The 16595-nt window shown below is 52.8% G+C and carries 16 protein-coding genes and 3 tRNA genes; 6 read left to right on the top strand and 13 right to left on the bottom strand.

The features are described from left to right. Positions 1–60: 60 nt before the first annotated feature. Positions 61–849: a YtjB family periplasmic protein gene (locus tag J1782_RS21405; RefSeq protein ID WP_152325203.1), complete on the top strand. Its 789-nt coding sequence runs from the start codon at positions 61–63 to the stop codon at positions 847–849. 216 nt (positions 850–1065) lie between these two features. On the opposite strand, the gene deoD is transcribed toward J1782_RS21405, so the two are convergent. The 11 genes from deoD to J1782_RS21460 all read right to left on the bottom strand — a co-directional run bounded on the left by deoD (position 1066) and on the right by J1782_RS21460 (position 12157). Continuing rightward, entirely contained in the window at positions 1066–1785 is a 720-nt protein-coding gene (deoD, locus tag J1782_RS21410) for a purine-nucleoside phosphorylase (RefSeq protein ID WP_101075083.1), read from the bottom strand. An 83-nt stretch (positions 1786–1868) separates the two neighbouring features. Further along, entirely contained in the window at positions 1869–3092 is a 1224-nt protein-coding gene (deoB, locus tag J1782_RS21415) for a phosphopentomutase (RefSeq protein WP_152325204.1), read from the bottom strand. An 88-nt stretch (positions 3093–3180) separates the two neighbouring features. Next, a complete protein-coding gene (gene deoA, locus J1782_RS21420) occupies positions 3181–4509 on the bottom strand; it encodes a thymidine phosphorylase (protein ID WP_152325205.1) in 1329 nt (442 codons plus the stop codon). Between the two features lie 90 nt (positions 4510–4599). Further along, on the bottom strand, positions 4600–5379 hold the full coding sequence (gene deoC / locus J1782_RS21425; protein ID WP_217153875.1) for a deoxyribose-phosphate aldolase: 780 nt from the start codon (positions 5377–5379) through the stop codon (positions 4600–4602). Positions 5380–5917: 538 nt separating this feature from the next. Continuing rightward, on the bottom strand, positions 5918–6706 hold the full coding sequence (locus tag J1782_RS21430; protein WP_217153876.1) for a TatD family hydrolase: 789 nt from the start codon (positions 6704–6706) through the stop codon (positions 5918–5920). Next, entirely contained in the window at positions 6703–7815 is a 1113-nt protein-coding gene (locus J1782_RS21435) for a patatin family protein (protein ID WP_235937376.1), read from the bottom strand. Before J1782_RS21435 ends, J1782_RS21430 begins: the two co-directional genes overlap by 4 nt. A 283-nt stretch (positions 7816–8098) precedes the next feature. Continuing rightward, a complete protein-coding gene (locus tag J1782_RS21440; protein ID WP_013577105.1) occupies positions 8099–8260 on the bottom strand; it encodes a DUF1328 domain-containing protein in 162 nt (53 codons plus the stop codon). 311 nt (positions 8261–8571) lie between these two features. Further along, positions 8572–9162 (bottom strand): molecular chaperone OsmY, encoded by a 591-nt coding sequence (gene osmY, locus J1782_RS21445; protein ID WP_152325209.1) that lies wholly within the window; start codon positions 9160–9162, stop codon positions 8572–8574. 433 nt (positions 9163–9595) lie between these two features. After that, positions 9596–11185, bottom strand: coding sequence for a peptide chain release factor 3 (gene prfC, locus J1782_RS21450; protein WP_152325210.1), 1590 nt, complete (start codon positions 11183–11185; stop codon positions 9596–9598). Between the two features lie 146 nt (positions 11186–11331). Continuing rightward, positions 11332–11775, bottom strand: coding sequence for a ribosomal protein S18-alanine N-acetyltransferase (rimI, locus tag J1782_RS21455; RefSeq protein ID WP_152325211.1), 444 nt, complete (start codon positions 11773–11775; stop codon positions 11332–11334). Further along, entirely contained in the window at positions 11744–12157 is a 414-nt protein-coding gene (locus J1782_RS21460; RefSeq protein ID WP_152325212.1) for a DNA polymerase III subunit psi, read from the bottom strand. The genes rimI and J1782_RS21460 overlap by 32 nt, the downstream gene beginning before the upstream one ends. A gap of 114 nt (positions 12158–12271) precedes the next feature. Here J1782_RS21460 and rsmC point away from each other — a divergent pair, with 114 nt between their 5' ends. Then, entirely contained in the window at positions 12272–13315 is a 1044-nt protein-coding gene (gene rsmC / locus J1782_RS21465) for a 16S rRNA (guanine(1207)-N(2))-methyltransferase RsmC (protein ID WP_152325213.1), read from the top strand. A gap of 9 nt (positions 13316–13324) precedes the next feature. On the opposite strand, the gene J1782_RS21470 is transcribed toward rsmC, so the two are convergent. Beyond that, positions 13325–14320 (bottom strand): aldo/keto reductase, encoded by a 996-nt coding sequence (locus J1782_RS21470; RefSeq protein WP_208950039.1) that lies wholly within the window; start codon positions 14318–14320, stop codon positions 13325–13327. 134 nt (positions 14321–14454) lie between these two features. Here J1782_RS21470 and J1782_RS21475 point away from each other — a divergent pair, with 134 nt between their 5' ends. The 4 genes from J1782_RS21475 (at position 14455) to J1782_RS21490 (ending at position 15922) form a co-directional block, all read left to right on the top strand. Next, positions 14455–15354, top strand: a complete 900-nt coding sequence (locus J1782_RS21475; RefSeq protein WP_208950040.1) for a LysR family transcriptional regulator — start codon at positions 14455–14457, stop codon at positions 15352–15354. 233 nt (positions 15355–15587) lie between these two features. Then, positions 15588–15673, top strand: a tRNA-Leu gene (locus J1782_RS21480). 36 nt (positions 15674–15709) lie between these two features. Next, positions 15710–15795, top strand: a tRNA-Leu gene (locus J1782_RS21485). Positions 15796–15835: 40 nt separating this feature from the next. Next, positions 15836–15922 (top strand) — tRNA-Leu (locus J1782_RS21490). 116 nt (positions 15923–16038) lie between these two features. On the opposite strand, the gene J1782_RS21495 is transcribed toward J1782_RS21490, so the two are convergent. Next, entirely contained in the window at positions 16039–16320 is a 282-nt protein-coding gene (locus J1782_RS21495) for a DUF1435 domain-containing protein (RefSeq protein WP_152325216.1), read from the bottom strand. Positions 16321–16595: the final 275 nt, after the last annotated feature.

Raw genomic sequence — 16595 nt, forward strand, 5'->3', positions numbered from 1 at the left:
CTACCCTATCGTCACCTCTTCTGGCAACATTAAAGTCATCGAAAATCGCAAGGAAACAGAATGGCCAAGGCCAAACTTAAATTTCGCCTGCACCGCGCTGCTATCGTACTGATAAGCCTGGCGTTATTAGTCATTCTGATGCAAGGCGCATCCTATTTCAGCCTGGGACATCAACTGGCACGTTCCACTCAGGTAGAGCAACTCGCCCAGACACTCGCGAAGCAGGTGGCATTTTCACTCGCGCCACTGATGGACAGCGACAATGATGGCGCTGATATCGCGCAAATTTCCACTATTTTGAGTCAGCTTACCGATGGCAGTCGCATTCTTGATGCCAGCGTTTATGAATCCGACGGCTCCCTGGTGGCCCATGCGGGCGAGCAGGTGCCGGTTCGCGACCGGTTATCGCTGGACGGCAAACGCGCGGGCAGCTACTTCAATCATCAGATTGTGGTGCCGATAGAAGATAAAAATGGTCCGAGCGGATTTTTGCGCATCACGCTCGATACGCATGTTCTGGCAACGGAATCGAAGCAGGTCGATAACACCACCAATCTGTTGCGTCTGATGATGCTCGCCGCACTGGGTGTGGGCATTATTCTGGCTCGGACACTGTTGCAAGGACGCCGTTCGCGCTGGCAGCAATCGCCATTCCTGCTGACCGCCAGTAAACCAGTGAAAGAAGATGACGAGCAGGAAGAGGAAACGGACGAATTCGGCCCGCCGCCGGTGCTGAATATTCCTGAACCGGAAGCCGAAGTTGCCGAGGCAAAACCCGCAACCGAAGCACAAACTAAAGAAGCGGCTCAGGCCGCTTACCGCAGTCTGAAACGCAGCCGGCCTAAGTGATTCAGGCCAGCCGCTGAACAGGCAATATTAATTCTTCCACCTGGATAGCGTGGGCTGGGTGATGTGCAGGCATTCAGTAATCTCTTTTGCCGTCAGGCTGCATGACGCAGTAAATCCACAAGTTCAGATATGAGCAGCTCAGTGATGAATAGAAAATTGCATAGCAAAACGGGCGCCCATCGGCGCCCGTTTCAGTTTCTGCAATGTATGCAGAATTTATTCTTTGTCGCCCAGCAGAACGGATTCCAGCGCGATTTCGATCATGTCGTTGAAGGTCGTCTGACGTTCAGCGGCAGTGGTTTGTTCGTGCGTACGGATATGGTCGGAAACGGTACAGATAGTCAGCGCTTTTGCGCCGAATTCAGCTGCCACGCCGTAGATACCGGCGGCTTCCATTTCCACACCCAGAATGCCGTATTTTTCCATCACGTCGAACATTTGCGGGTCTGGCGTGTAGAACAGATCAGCGGAGAAGATGTTACCAACGCGGGCATTAATGCCTTTAGCTTTTGCCGCATCAGCAGCGTTACGCACCATGTCGTAATCGGCGATAGCCGCGTAATCGTGATCTTTAAAACGCATGCGGTTCACTTTGGAATCGGTGCAGGCACCCATGCCAATCACGATATCACGCAGTTTGATGTCTTCACGTACCGCGCCGCAGGAACCCACACGGATGATTTTTTTGACGCCGAATTCGGTGATCAGCTCTTTGGCATAAATTGAGCAGGAAGGAATGCCCATGCCGTGGCCCATAACAGAGATTTTGCGGCCTTTGTAGGTGCCGGTGAAGCCCAGCATCCCACGCACGTCATTCACCTGCTTAACGTCCTGAAGGAAAGTTTCCGCGATGTGCTTGGCGCGCAGCGGATCGCCCGGCATCAGCACTACGTCAGCGAAGTCGCCCATTTCAGCATTAATGTGTGGAGTTGCCATCTTCTTATTCCTTAATTCTGCGAGGTGTCATGTTCATAATAAAAACGCGGCCAGTAAGCTTTACTGGCCGCGCATTCTAATCGTTACAGCATGGATTTACCGTAATCCATCGGCGTCAGATCGAAGTATTTCGCGACCGTCTGCCCGATGTCCGCGAAGGTTTCACGGTGGCCCAGCGAGCCCGGTTTTACTTTAGGACCATAGATTAACACCGGAATGTGCTCACGGGTATGGTCTGTGCCGCGCCAGGTCGGGTCGCAACCGTGGTCAGCGGTGAAGATAATAATGTCATCTTCTTTCACCAGCTCCAGCAGTTCCGGCATACGGCGGTCGAACAGCTCAAGCGCAGCGGCATAGCCCGGAACATCACGACGGTGGCCGTAAGAAGAGTCGAAATCAACAAAGTTGGTGAAGACGATTGTCTTATCACCCGCTTCTTTCATCTCTTTAATGGTCGCGTCAAACAGCGCGTCCAGCCCGGTGGCTTTCACTTTTTTTGTAATACCGACCTGCGCATAGATATCCGCGATTTTACCAACGGAAACTACGTGGCCGTTTTTCTCATCAACCAGTTTTTTCAGGATGGTCGGTGCCGGTGGCTCCACCGCCAAATCATGACGGTTACCGGTACGCTCGAAATGACCGGCTTTGTCGCCGATAAACGGACGCGCGATAACACGGCCAATGTTGTAACCGCCTTCAGTCAGTTCTTCACGGGCGATTTCGCACAGTTCATACAGGCGATCCAGCCCGAAAGTTTCTTCGTGGCAGGCAATCTGGAAAACGGAGTCCGCAGAGGTGTAGAAAATCGGCTTGCCGGTTTTCATGTGTTCTTCGCCTAAATCGTCCAGCACGACGGTGCCGGATGAGTGGCAGTTGCCGAGGTAGCCCGGCAGATTGGCGCGTTTCACCAGCTTATCCAGCAGTTCCTGCGGGAAACTGTTGGTGGTATCGCTGAAATAACCCCAGTCGAAAAGAACAGGCACACCGGCGATTTCCCAGTGGCCTGACGGGGTATCTTTACCGGAGGAAAGTTCGCTCGCATAAGCATAAGCGCCGGTAATTTCAGAATTACCGTCCATGCCTTCCGGGATTTTTCCGGTGGATTCTTCAGCGGCTTTCGCCAGCCCAAGACGGGTCAGGTTCGGCAGATTCAGCGGCCCTTTGCGACCTTTGTCGGCTTCGCCACGCGCGCAGGCAGCCGCGATATGGCCCAATGTGTCAGAACCGGCATCGCCAAAGCGCTCGGCATCTTCACTGGCACCGATACCGAATGAGTCTAACACCATGATAAATGTACGTTTCATTTTGCTCTCCTGCGAATGGTTACGCATTGGGTCACGCGGAACTGCCGCGCACCTGATCACTCTTAAATGGGGGCGATTCAGCCTGAAATCAAGCTTTGCCGCTGATCCGGCGATAAACCACCGGCGTGCTTTCCGGCGCTTTGTCACTCAGGACAATGGCCGCGCGCACTTCCTGCGCTGCCTGCTGCCAGGCCGCTTCACTGTTCGCGTGGATCATCGCCAGTGGCTGACGGGTATCCACCTGCTGACCAAGTTGCGCCATGTGGGTCAGACCGACGCTGTAATCGATAGCATCGCTGGCACGACGACGACCACCACCCAGTGACACCACCGCCATGCCCAGCGCGCGGGTATCCATCGCACTGACAATGCCGTTTGTTTCGGCGTAAACCGGTTTGCTCAGCGTCGCCTGTTGCAGATAGTTGTCGTAATTTTCGATGAAATCGGTCGGGCCTTTTTGCGCCGCAATCATGCGACCAAAAACTTCAGCCGCTTTGCCGTTATCCAGCACCGCCTGCAATTTGCTGCGGGCATCAGCGTCATCTTTTGCCAGTCCACCGGACAGCAGCATTTCAACGCACAGCGCCATGGTGACTTCCAGCAAACGCGGATTGCGGTATTCGCCGGTCAGGAAGCGCACGGCTTCGCGCACTTCCACCGCATTTCCGGCACTTGATGCCAGCACCTGATTCATGTCGGTCAGCAGCGCCGTGGTTTTGCAACCCGCGCCATTTGCCACATCCACAATCGCCTGTGCCAGATCTTCTGAAAGCTGGTAGGTCGGCATAAACGCGCCGGAGCCCACTTTGACGTCCATGACCAGCGCGTCCAGCCCTTCGGCCAGTTTTTTGGCGAGGATCGATGCGGTAATCAGCGGGATAGAATCCACGGTCGCGGTGATATCACGCGTTGCGTAGAAGCGTTTGTCCGCCGGTGCCAGCGAGCTGGTCTGGCCGATAATCGCCACACCAACGTCCTGGATGATGCTGCGAAAACGGCTGTCATCCGGGAAAATATCAAAGCCCGGGATCGCTTCGAGTTTATCGAGCGTACCGCCGGTATGACCGAGGCCACGGCCTGAAATCATCGGGACATAACCGCCACAGGCTGCCACCATCGGGCCCAGCATCAGGGAGGTCACGTCACCCACGCCGCCGGTGGAATGTTTATCTACAACCGGGCCGTTCAGGTTGAGGCTTTTCCAGTCCAGCACGGTGCCGGAATCGCGCATCGCCATGGTCAGCGAAACACGTTCTTTCATGGTCATATCATTGAAATAGATGGTCATTGCCAGTGCGGCAATCTGACCTTCTGAAACCTGACTGTCGCGAATGCCGTTCACAAAGAAACGAATTTCTTCGTCGCTTAAAGGCTGGCCGTCACGTTTTTTTCGAATAATTTCTTGTGCGAGAAACAAGGTATCCCCCTGCCTGAGCTGAACGCTAAATGTGAACGCCAATACCGGACGCTGCAAAACAGCGCCACGGCATCGGCATAACAACGGTGATTAATAGCTGCTGGTGGCTTTCTGGCCAGCGTGACCGAGAGTGGTCAGCAGGCTTGCCAGCAGGCTGGAAGCGCCGAAACGGAAGTGACGTGCATCAGCCCATTCGCGACCCAGCAGGCGGTCAGCCAGTGCCAGATATTGCGCAGCATCTTCAGCGGTTTTCACGCCACCGGCCGGTTTGAAACCGACGGTTTTGCCCACGCCCATTTCAGCAATCACGCTCATCATCAGTTCAGCGCTGTGCAATGTTGCGTTTTCAGGCACTTTACCGGTTGAGGTTTTGATGAAATCAGCGCCTGCTTTGATAGCAATTTCGGAGGCTTTGCGGATCAGCGCGTCCTGTTTCAGCTCACCGGTTTCGATGATCACTTTCAGCAGAACATTTGCGGCTGCACAGGCTTCTTTGCACTGTTTAACCATCTCAAAACCGATTTGCTCGTTTCCGGCGATCAGCGCGCGGTACGGGAATACCACGTCAACTTCGTCGGCACCGTAAGCAATCGCTGCGCGGGTTTCTGCCAGCGCAATGTCGAGATCGTCATTACCGTGTGGGAAGTTCGTCACGGTCGCAATGCGGATGTCCGGCGTTCCTTGCTCGCTCAGGGTTTTACGGGCAACAGGAATAAAACGAGGATAAATACAGACAGCAGCGGTGTTACCTGCCGGGCTTTTTGCCTGGTGACAAAGGGCGATCACTTTTGCATCGGTGTCGTCTTCGTTCAGCGTGGTTAAATCCATCAGGTTCAGCGCACGTTGCGCTGCGGCGGTTAAATCGGTCATATAACTCTCCAACAATTTTCAATTCCAGCGACCGGCCAGAACTGAGCATACAGTCATGAATTCATTCCGGCGGTTAACATCGGGGGAAAGAATTCTGCACGTTGGCGAGCGGACTTGGTTCCATGAAGATAGCGTGCGTAAACCCTGTGGCTTACGTGGCAACTGAGATCCTTCTCACCGCGCTTTGATTGGCTGATGCCAATTCGTTGTGACTATTTGAACACGTCACATCAGGTTCCTGTGTGCAGTATTTCACACAAAATGAAAACCGTTTGCAACGTTGCTTATTAAAATGAGACTCAAGTCACACTTTAACGGCGCTATGCTCAGCGTCTAAACCAGATAAGAGTGTATACCCGATTCATGACAAGCGAAGTTCAGGCGGATATACAGAGAACGCCGACCGGCGATCTTGTGGTTAATGTTATAATAATAACATTTTAAAGAGAACATAAATCGCACCACAGCGAATAATGCGCTGACAGCAAGAAATGCCGGGCAATAAAAATGTTATTTAAATCACAAAAAGTATAACGAATTACTGCCGTGCAGATAACTGAAAGACCCGGCGGGTGTTGGCGAGCAACGTATCGGCGATTTCCTGCGCAGATTCTGTACGCAACTGGCATAACACATCAAACACCACCGCGGCGCGTTCCGGCCGGTTAGGTTGTCCCTGAAAACCCTGCAACGGCATATCCGGCGCATCGGTTTCGAGCAGTAAAGAAGAGAGTGGCAACTGCGCCATCACCTGACGGGTTTTCTGCGCACGTTCGTAACTAATCGTTCCGCCGACGCCTATCGCATAACCGAGTTTAATAAACGCCTGCGCCTGAGAAAGGCTTCCGGCAAAACCGTGTACCACGCCGGTCGCGGGCAGTTTCGCCTGCCGTAACATCGCGGCGAGCTGATCGTGGCTGCGGCGTGAATGCAAAATCACCGGCAGATTCTCTTTTTTTGCCAGGGAAAACTGAGCTTTAAGCAACCGCTGTTGTTGCTCAAACATCGGGTCTTCCATGTATAAATCCAGCCCGATTTCGCCTACTGCCACCAGCCGCGCATCACGGTGGCTGAGCAACGCTTCCAGCAATTCGACATCCTGATCCTTGTGCTGCGCGATATATAAAGGATGCAGCCCGAGCGCGGCGTGGATCTGCGGGTGATTTTTGGCGAGCGCGAGAATGCCGCGAAAGCGATCTGCCATCACGGCAGGCACGATAATCTCGCGGACACCCGATTCACCGGCGAGACGCAGGCTGTCCGCTTCTGCGCCGGTAAAAGGCGGAAAATCGAAATGGCAATGCGTATCGATGAACGTGAAACTCACAACTTATCACCTTCGCTGGCCGGAAAATGACTCTCAGCCGGCGCATTGTCGCTCATCGCCGCCGGACGGACTACGCCGCCATCGGCGACCATATCCGTCAGCACGGCGGGATCGAGAATAATCTGCTCGATTGTGCTGCTGGCGGCGGCCAGCGGGATCACATTCTCCGGCTCGTCCTGCGGCACCACGATGCGTTTTGGACGGCTAACGCGCGGAGTAATCTGTGGATAAGGCCGTTCGTTTTCGCGCGGCATCAGCCAGTGCGCAGCAGCAGAAAGGAAATAACGTCCGCAACGGCGGCCGAGATGATAATCCTGGTTCAGCGCAGGAAGACGGCTTCCCAGCGCGTGGCTGGCCAGCGGTTTTGGCGGGAAGATTTCGAAAATGCGCACGTCATCCGGCGGATTTTCAATGAATTGCTGAATGCGGTGATAGCTTTCTTCGTGATGCTGCATCATGCGCACCAGCTGTTGCAGACTGCTTTCACTCAGCCACTGCTCCATCCGTTTCATCCACTGCGGTGTGTAGAACATCGCCGACGGCACGGTGCGGATCACCACAATGGTATCTGCGCCGCGGCGGTAAGCTTCCTCAACCGGGATCGCATCGCTGATCCCGCCATCCTGATAGCTGATACCATCCAGATCCACGCCCATGCGGTAAAAACCGGGGATCGCGCTGGACGCTTTGATCACCGGCAACCAGTTTTCACGCGTCGGCGCAAAATAGTTGGCCGTGTAATCATCGCTACGGCAGGCGCACATCAGAAACTCACGGCCGTCGATCAGCAGTTTTTCTGCACTTTCCATCGCCAGCGGCATGTTTTTCGACGTTTCATCGACCAGCCAGTCGAGATCGATAAGGTGTCCGCCACGCACAAAGCGCAGAGGGTTGAAAAAGTCAGGGCTGGTGGTGTAGCGGGTGATGACTCTGCGGGCGTAACCGGGCTGGCCACAAACAAACGCGGAAAGGTTTTGCGCGCCTGCTGATGTGCCCAGATAGAGATCAAAAGGATTAAAACGAGCCCGCTGGAATTCATCCAAAACGCCTGCGGTAAAAATGCCTCTCTGTCCTCCTCCTTCACAAACCAGGGCAATTTTCCCCGGCATATAAGGTTTATACGCCAACGGTTCTATATTCCCCAGCGTGACAGGTATTCTGTATCCCAACGCGCTATCCTCGCAAAATCGGCATTACACTATTGGCCTTTTACCGGCCTCCTTTCTGAGCATACCCCGACTTCTCGTTTTGCGTGAATTACTTGCCTAAATTGGCCGATAAAATCGTTACGTACTGTTAACGGGCAAACTGTACACATAAAAGAATCGCCCCCTTCACTGAAGGGGGCGATGTCATTCATTAACGCTTATTGGCATCAAATCAATGATGCGGTCAGAGTCGTTTACGACCGGTAAACAGGCTGACCAGGAACAGAATGATACCGACTACGAAGACGATTTTTGCAGCCCAGGCAGCTGTACCCGCCAAACCACCGAAACCGAGAGCCGCCGCGATTAACGCGATGATTAGAAAAATAATGCCCCAACGAAACATAAGCTTCTCCTTTACCCTATTTTCACTTTGCCAGTTTAAAAGGTGGTGCCCCGCTTCGGGCCGGACTCACTGTTGCCTTTCTGACGCTTTATTAACCGGTTGTATACCGGATACAAAAAACAGCTTACTTAATAAAGGTAGTCGAAAAATTAAAGTGTTAGAGATTCAGTCACAATCTTTTTTCTGACATCAGGCAAAACATGTCCATCCCGAATATTGCACGGGCAACACAAATATTGTTATGCGTTATTCAAAGATGAGGCGCCCGCCCTTCGGAGGGCACCTTGTACAACAGGTATAACAGAGGATCGTTACGGTGCGACTTTCAGGTCATTTTTGACGCTTTTCACGCCATCAACAGTTTTCGCAACGCTTTCTGCACGGTCAGACTGTGCCTGATCTTTCACTGCACCGGAGAGCTGTACCACACCGTCAGTGGTTTCAACTTTCACGTTACGTGAAGGGACGATGTCATCGGCCAGCAGTTTAGCTTTGACAGACGCTGTTGTGGCGCTGTCGCCGGCATACCCTTTCACGCTCTGATCTTTGCTGTCTTTGGTGTGCAGTTTGTCGCTGACAGATTTCACACCTTCCACTTTGGTCGCTGCTGCAACAGCCTGTTCCGCTTCAGCCTGTGAGCCGACAAAGCCGCTCAGCGTGACAACGCCTGAAGTGGTAGTGACAGAAATGTCGCTGCTTTTGATGGCTTTATCATCCACCAGAGCACTTTTTACTTTCGCTGTGATGGCGCTGTCGCCCATGTAGTTATCAACTTTCTTCATGGAGCTATCGATTTTTGCACCTGCGCTATCTGTAGTCGTTGCAGCCAAAGCGCTACCGCTCATCAGTGCGGTACCCAGTACTACGGCCATCATTGAATAGGCAAATTTAGAGTTTTTCATCGATTTCTTCCTTTCGGTTTATAAGCCTTGCTTTCGGCTCTGCACGTCACATTCTTGGTGACGCCTTATAACAAATTGTATTGCTGCTGTTTTTACTTTCCTTGTAGCAGAGTACATTGTTTTGTTCTGGCTTTTTATCGCCTCACGATACAACTCTCTGTTGCGTGACTTTAAAGCAGTGCTTTAAGCCACCGTTTCCTGAACACACATTTAATATAGTCAAGAATGATCAGATGTGTAGGAAGATCGTCGAATAAGGCCCCTAATGCAGACAAGTCTTAGGGTTTGAGGCAGTTTGCGCCCATTTTTCAGGCAAAGAGGCGATAAAACGAGCAGGGAAAAATGCGAGGCAAATCACTTTTAACAGAAAAATGGCGAAAAAAAAGACGGCAACCTTGCCGTCTTTCTGTTTCAAAACCGGATGATACGAAGATTAATGTTCGCGGGTTTTGCGGAATTTCACTTCCGGATAACGCTCAGAAGCCAGATTCAGGTTCACCATCGTCGGGGCGATATACGCTAAGTTATCGCCACCATCGAGCGCCAGATTGGTTTCGTTCTTGCGTTTAAATTCTTCGAATTTCTTAACATCGTTGCATTCTACCCAGCGGGCGGTAGAAACGTTCACCGACTCATAGATTGCTTCGACGTTGTATTCACTTTTCAGACGCGCCACAACCACTTCAAACTGCAGAACACCGACCGCACCGACGATCAGATCGTTGTTAGAAATCGGGCGGAAGACCTGCACCGCGCCTTCTTCAGAAAGCTGCACCAGCCCTTTCAGCAGCTGTTTCTGTTTCAGTGGATCGCGCAGACGGATACGACGGAACAGTTCAGGGGCAAAGTTAGGAATGCCGGTGAACTTCATGTTCTCACCCTGAGTAAAGGTGTCGCCAATCTGAATGGTGCCATGGTTATGCAGACCGATAATGTCGCCCGGATAAGCTTCTTCAACGTGCGAACGGTCGCCAGCCATAAAGGTCAGTGCATCAGAAATCACCACGTCCTTGCCGGTACGCACCTGACGCAGCTTCATGCCTTTTTCATATTTACCAGATACCACACGCATGAACGCCACGCGGTCACGGTGTTTGGGATCCATGTTGGCCTGAATTTTAAACACGAAACCGGTGAATTTCTCGTCATCGGCTTTGACTTCGCGCAGATCGGTTTTACGCGGCATCGGCGCAGGCGCCCAGTCCACCAGACCGTCGAGCATATGGTCAACACCAAAGTTGCCAAGTGCGGTACCGAAGAACACCGGCGTCAGTTCGCCCTGCAGGAACGCTTCGTGGTCGAATTCATGCGATGCGCCCTGCACCAGTTCCAGTTCATCACGCAGTTGCGCAGCCAGATCTTCGCCGACAGCGGCATCGAGTTCAGGATTATCCAGACCTTTGACCACGCGAACTTCCTGAATGGTGTGCCCTTTACCGGTCTGATACAGATAAACTTCATCTTTATAGAGGTGATAAACCCCTTTGAACAATTTACCGCAGCCGATCGGCCAGGTAATCGGAGAGCAGGCAATTTTCAGCTCACGCTCCACTTCGTCCATCACTTCCATCGGGTCACGGATGTCACGGTCGAGTTTGTTCATGAAAGTCAGAATCGGTGTATCACGCAGACGCGTTACTTCCATCAGCTTACGGGTACGGTCTTCGACACCTTTTGCGGCGTCGATCACCATCAGACAGCAGTCAACGGCGGTCAGGGTACGGTAAGTATCTTCGGAGAAGTCTTCGTGCCCCGGGGTGTCGAGCAGATTAACCAGACACTGTTTGTACGGGAACTGCATCACGGACGTGGTGATGGAGATACCACGTTGCTTTTCCATTTCCATCCAGTCGGATTTGGCGTGATGGCTGGAGCCACGGCCTTTTACCGTACCGGCGGTCTGGATTGCCTGTCCGAATAACAGAACTTTTTCAGTGATGGTGGTTTTACCGGCATCGGGGTGAGAGATGATGGCAAATGTGCGGCGCTTAGCCACTTCAAGGGCGTATTCACTTGGAGACATGTTTTTCACGTTTCTGCGGTTGGTCCGCCCTGCATCGGGATTCACTTCACGTCAGAAGGTGACGTCAGGCAAAGCGGTAATAAAAGTTATAGCCGGCTATTTTCACTGATTTAGACGGGATGGGCAATCAATGGTTTTTTTGTGTGCTAACCCAGCGGCAGCGCCATCATAATCGCGTCTTCGCGGCCTTGTGCGGCGGGATAATAGTTACGGCGGATGGAGACTTCGTTAAAGCCCAGGCTTTCGTATAACGCGATGGCTTTTGCGTTGGAGGCGCGGACTTCCAGCCAGAGCGTGAAAACGTCTTTTTTCTCAATCTGTTGGATGACGTCTTCCAGCAAGGCCCGGCCTAAGCCCTGACGCTGAAATGCCGGATCGATGGCAATATTGAACAGCGTGGCTTCATCAAGAACGATTTGCGTAATAGCAAAACCGGCCATCACGTCGTTGCGCATGATTTTGAGATTCAGATAGCGTTCGCCCTGATTGCTGGCGAGCGTTTTTTCCGTCCACGGAAAAGCATGGCTGGCCTGTTCAATTTCAAGTGCGCGGGGAAGATCAGCGGGCGTCAGGATAGAAATGTTGTTCATTTTCACAGATCTGCTGCCAGAGTGCGCGTTTTGCGCTGGCGTCTTGATAAAGCCCGGCGAGAGCCGGGCTGGATAACTGCGTACCGGCGAGCGTAAGCGGTTCGCTCAAACCCAGTCGCCAGATATTGCAGCGGGTGTCTTCCGGCAACATGGTTACCTGTTCCGGCGTCAGGCGGTAAACCTGCGGTTCAGCCAGTGCCAGACTGCGGAGCACATCGCGCACCAGCGGATCATCTTCAGCGGGCGGCACATCGGCGACAATCAATAATTTTGTCTCCGCAGGCAGGCTGACGGCGACTTCACCCTGCAAAACCGCAGGCCGGCGCAGCGTCCACTGGGTAATGCCCAGTTGTTGTAACAGTGTATCTCGTCTGGATGCCATGCCTGATCCCTGCCCGTTGAATAGCGAAAAGCCCGGCTATGCTAGCAAACACATCGAACATGCGCCAATAAACCTCTATAATCGCGCGTTACATTCCTGAGGAGCCACACCCTGATGTCTGCATTAACTCCGGCCAGCGAAGTCATACTGCGCCATAGCGAAGAATTTGAAGGCCGCCGCGTCCTGTTCGCCGGCGACTTACAAGATAACCTGCCTGCTGAACTCGACGCCGAAGAAGTCCGCGTTCACACCAATATGTATCACCACTGGCAGATGCTCAGCAAAACGCTGGGCGACAACGTGCAGTTCGGCTTACTGGCCGACGCAGACCTGATCGCGCCTTGCGATGTGCTGGTGTATTACTGGCCGAAGAGCAAGCTGGAAGCCAAATTCCAGCTTTTCAACCTGCTGTCACAGCTGCCGGTCGGTATCGACGTGTTTGTCATCGGTGAAAACCGCAGTGGCGTTCGCAGCGCGGAAACCACGCTGGAAGGCTTGTGCGAACTGAGTAAAGTCGACAGCGCGCGCCGTTGCGGCCTGTACCACGGGCGTCTGGAAAAACAGCCTGAATTTGATGCAAATGGCTGGTGGGATGAGTACATGGTCGAAGAAGTGACCATCAAAACCCTGCCGGGCGTATTCAGCCGTGAAGGTCTGGACAGCGGAAGTCTGTTGCTGATCAACAGCTTCGAAGAACCTGTTAAAGGTAAAGTGCTGGATGTGGCCTGTGGTTCCGGCGTTCTGGCATCAGTGTTGGCGACATACTCGCCGAAGATGAAAATCACGCTGAGCGATGTGAGCGCAGCCGCTATCGAAGCCAGCCGCGCCACACTGGCCGCCAATGATTTACCGGGCGAAGTGATCGCCAGCAACGTCTATTCCGACATTGCCGGTCGTTTTGACATGATCATCTCCAACCCGCCATTCCACGAAGGTCTGCAAACCAGCCTGACGGCGGCTGAGCAGTTGATCCGTGGCGCGGTCAGCCATCTGAATATCGGCGGCGAACTGCGCATTGTGGCTAACGCCTTCCTGCCTTACGCCGCGCTGCTGGATGACACGTTTGGCAGCCATGAAGTGCTGGCACAAAATGGCCGTTTCAAAGTGTACAAAGCAGTACGTGGCCGTCCGCCGCGGGATCCAAAGAAAAAGCGTTAATCCGTCGTTTTACTGCTCGCTGAGGATGCGCATCATTTCTGCGTTGTAACGGTCACCCGCCGCAACGTGGAAAGGAAACACTGCTTCGATCGCCGCGATTTCGGCTTCACTCAGGGAGACATCAAGCGCGGCGATGTTTTCCTCAAGATAATGACGACGTTTGGTGCCAGGGATTGGCACCAGATTATCGCTACGCGATAACACCCACGCCAGCGCCAGCTGCGACGGTTTCACCCCTTTTTCCTGCGCCAGTTCACCGATTTTTTCCGCCAGCTGCAGATTCTTCGCAAAGTTTTCACCTTCGAAACGCGGGCTGAAGCGACGGTAATCGTCGGGCTCAAGATCGTCCATTGAACGGATTTGTCCGGTCAGAAAACCGCGTCCCAGCGGGCTGTAGGGCACAAAACCAATGCCAAGGCGTTCGCACGCCGGCAAAATCTCCGCTTCTACATCCCGCGACCACAGCGAATATTCCGTTTGCAGCGCGGTAACCGGATGCACTTTGTGCGCACGCTCCAGCAGGCTGACAGACACTTCGCTCAGCCCGATGTAACGAATCTTCCCTTCCTGAACCAGATCCGCCAGCGCGCCCATGGTTTCCTCAACGGGTACGGAAGGATCAGGGCGGTGCTGATAATAGAGATCGATAACATCCGTCCCCAGACGCTTCAGGCTGCCTTCAACGGATTGACGGACATAATCCGGATGTCCGTTGGTGGCGCGTGCGTGCGGGTTCGCGAGGTCACGCACTATGCCGAATTTGGTGGCCAGGAAAACTTTATCGCGACGCCCTTTCAGAAAACGCCCCAGCAGTTCCTCATTGGTATGCGGGCCGTACACGTCGGCGGTATCAAACATCGTAACGCCCAGTTCCAGCGCACGTTCCAGCGTCGCCATCGACTCTTTTTCATCCTGACCGGTGGTGTAGAAATCGCTCATGCCCATGCAACCCAAACCGAGCGCGGACACCATCGGACCCATTTTTCCAAGCTGACGTTGTTTCATTGAGATTCCCTCGTGACATGAAGAGTAAGTAACAGGAAGAAGTGTGGTTGTTATTGCGGATAAGATAAATCATCCAAAACGTGCAACACTGTTCATCAATCGCAAACAATCCTGAGCGCCTGCGGAGAAGAAAAATGGATCAGATACAGGCAATGAAAATTTTCATCCGTATCGCCGAGCTGGAGAGTTTTAGCCGCGCGGCGGAAGACCTTGATTTACCGCGCGCAACGGTCAGCACGACGCTGAAACGGCTTGAACAGCGGCTGGGCGTCCGGCTGTTTTTGCGCACAACGCGTCAGGTTAAAATCACCGATGAAGGCAAGATTTATTACCAGCGCTGCCTGCAATTACTGTCAGCGCTTGAAGAAGCCGATACCCTGTTTGCGCATCATAAAAACCAGCCTGCCGGAACGGTCAGAATCGACATGCCACATTCGCTGGCGCGCGTGATGGTGATTCCGGCGTTGCAGGCATTTTATGAACACTACCCACATATCACCCTGAGCGTCAGCGCCAATGACAACTCCGTCAATCTGCTCGATCAGGGCGTGGATTGCGTGATTCGTGCGTGGCCGTCTGAAGATGAAAATCTGCAATCGCGGCATCTGGCCAATCTCGAACAAATCACCTGCGCGTCTCCGGCGTATTTCGCGAAATTTGGCACCCCGCAAACGCGTGCAGATCTCGCCACGCATCAGGCCATTGGCTACTTTTTCGCACATCAGCAGCCGGAATCGCATCTGGAATTTGTCACTGATGGCACGGTCGAAAAAATTCAGTTACGCCGTACGCTGACCGTCAGCGGCGCAGATGCGTACGTTGCAGCGGCAAAAGCCGGTTTTGGTCTGGTTCAGGTTTCAAGACTGGCGATTGCGCAGGAACTGGAACGGGGAGAACTGGTGGAAGTCCTGTCAGCCTTAACGCCGCCGCCGATGCCACTTTACATCATGTATCCGCCGGGACGCTTTCTCGCGCCACGTATTCGCGTGTTTCTCGACTGGCTGATTACGCTCTTTTCACAGCCGGTTGCGTGAGTGGCGTCGTCGGTCATTAATAGAAAAATTGCTGATTAAACCATCAATTAACCTGGCTTCGTTCTGACAGATTGACCCATTCACCTTGAATATGTTGTTTTTTACATCAACCATCCGAAATGGGGGAAATAACAGTTGACGCCTGTGGGAAAATCTCTAGAATTCGCCCCCGTGGTTGTGTTACTTGCTGATGACATTCCGATGAATGCATCAACACAGTAATCAATTGGTTCGCGATGGTGGCGGAATTGGTAGACGCGCTAGCTTCAGGTGTTAGTGTCCTTTGGATGTGAGGGTTCGAGTCCCTCCCTTCGCACCAAAACAATCACAAGATTTATATTGCACGGCACGGTACGCGATGGTGGCGGAATTGGTAGACGCGCTAGCTTCAGGTGTTAGTGTCCTTCGGATGTGAGGGTTCGAGTCCCTCCCTTCGCACCACTCCGGTGATATAAATCAGCAGTCAGCAGAATTCATCTGTGCGAAGGTGGCGGAATTGGTAGACGCGCTAGCTTCAGGTGTTAGTGTTCTTACGGACGTGAGGGTTCAAGTCCCTCTCTTCGCACCACATGATTCTGTTCTTCGGTTTTGCCTTCCTGTATTAACTCCTTCGATTTCAGAAAGTAAAAAATCCCCTTCGCTTTACTGTTTTTCCTGTTTCTCATCTTCGTATTCCTGTTTTCATCACAAACTAAAATTCAACGTCACTGCCGCCAGTCCGCCTGCCAGCGCCATAAATGAGGGCAGCAGCAGATAATGGCGCAGCGTCCGGTGGAACAGCATGCCCAGCGTCACCAGCATCGCGACCACGACCAGAATGCGCAGCTGATCCAACGTCATATGTGCCAGCGCCAGCAACGGCATCAGCGCGCAAGGCAGCAATACCCCCCACCCACTGGTCAGACGTTTACCCAGCATCCACACAACCGCCCAGATCCCACATGCCATGACAATTGCCGGTATCATAACCCTGCTCCAAATGCTGATAATGAGAACCAATATCATATAGGATTTTTTCTCATTTACCATACACCCCCCGCAATAAATCAGACGACACAACGCCCGTCTGCCAGCACGCCCGCCTTTAAGGTAAAGTCTGCGCAGTTATTTGCGGTCTTATACTCCGTTTGGGTGACACCTGCGTACAAAAGTGCTAATTTTAAAGGTGTTAAACCAAATTAGTGAAACCCGGCTAATTAAATTTTTTATAATAATCACTGAAAAAACTATATTTATAGAAT

The sequence above is a fragment of the Rahnella sp. BCC 1045 genome, assembly GCF_019049615.1.
GTDB classification, from domain to species: Bacteria; Pseudomonadota; Gammaproteobacteria; order Enterobacterales; family Enterobacteriaceae; genus Rahnella; species Rahnella contaminans.

Bases quoted from the DNA above. Each gene is read 5' to 3' on its own strand.
- deoD (WP_101075083.1), bottom strand. From the start codon at position 1,785: ATGGCAACTCCACACATTAATGCTGAAATGGGCGACTTCGCTGACGTA.
- J1782_RS21495 (WP_152325216.1), bottom strand. From the start codon at position 16,320: ATGATACCGGCAATTGTCATGGCATGTGGGATCTGGGCGGTTGTGTGG.
- J1782_RS21435 (WP_235937376.1), bottom strand. From the start codon at position 7,815: ATGCCGGGGAAAATTGCCCTGGTTTGTGAAGGAGGAGGACAGAGAGGC.
- rsmC (WP_152325213.1), top strand. From the start codon at position 12,272: ATGTCTGCATTAACTCCGGCCAGCGAAGTCATACTGCGCCATAGCGAA.
- osmY (WP_152325209.1), bottom strand. From the start codon at position 9,162: ATGAAAAACTCTAAATTTGCCTATTCAATGATGGCCGTAGTACTGGGT.
- J1782_RS21475 (WP_208950040.1), top strand. From the start codon at position 14,455: ATGGATCAGATACAGGCAATGAAAATTTTCATCCGTATCGCCGAGCTG.
- J1782_RS21470 (WP_208950039.1), bottom strand. From the start codon at position 14,320: ATGAAACAACGTCAGCTTGGAAAAATGGGTCCGATGGTGTCCGCGCTC.
- J1782_RS21405 (WP_152325203.1), top strand. From the start codon at position 61: ATGGCCAAGGCCAAACTTAAATTTCGCCTGCACCGCGCTGCTATCGTA.
- deoC (WP_217153875.1), bottom strand. From the start codon at position 5,379: ATGACCGATTTAACCGCCGCAGCGCAACGTGCGCTGAACCTGATGGAT.
- deoB (WP_152325204.1), bottom strand. From the start codon at position 3,092: ATGAAACGTACATTTATCATGGTGTTAGACTCATTCGGTATCGGTGCC.
- J1782_RS21460 (WP_152325212.1), bottom strand. From the start codon at position 12,157: ATGGCATCCAGACGAGATACACTGTTACAACAACTGGGCATTACCCAG.
- prfC (WP_152325210.1), bottom strand. From the start codon at position 11,185: ATGTCTCCAAGTGAATACGCCCTTGAAGTGGCTAAGCGCCGCACATTT.
- J1782_RS21440 (WP_013577105.1), bottom strand. From the start codon at position 8,260: ATGTTTCGTTGGGGCATTATTTTTCTAATCATCGCGTTAATCGCGGCG.
- rimI (WP_152325211.1), bottom strand. From the start codon at position 11,775: ATGAACAACATTTCTATCCTGACGCCCGCTGATCTTCCCCGCGCACTT.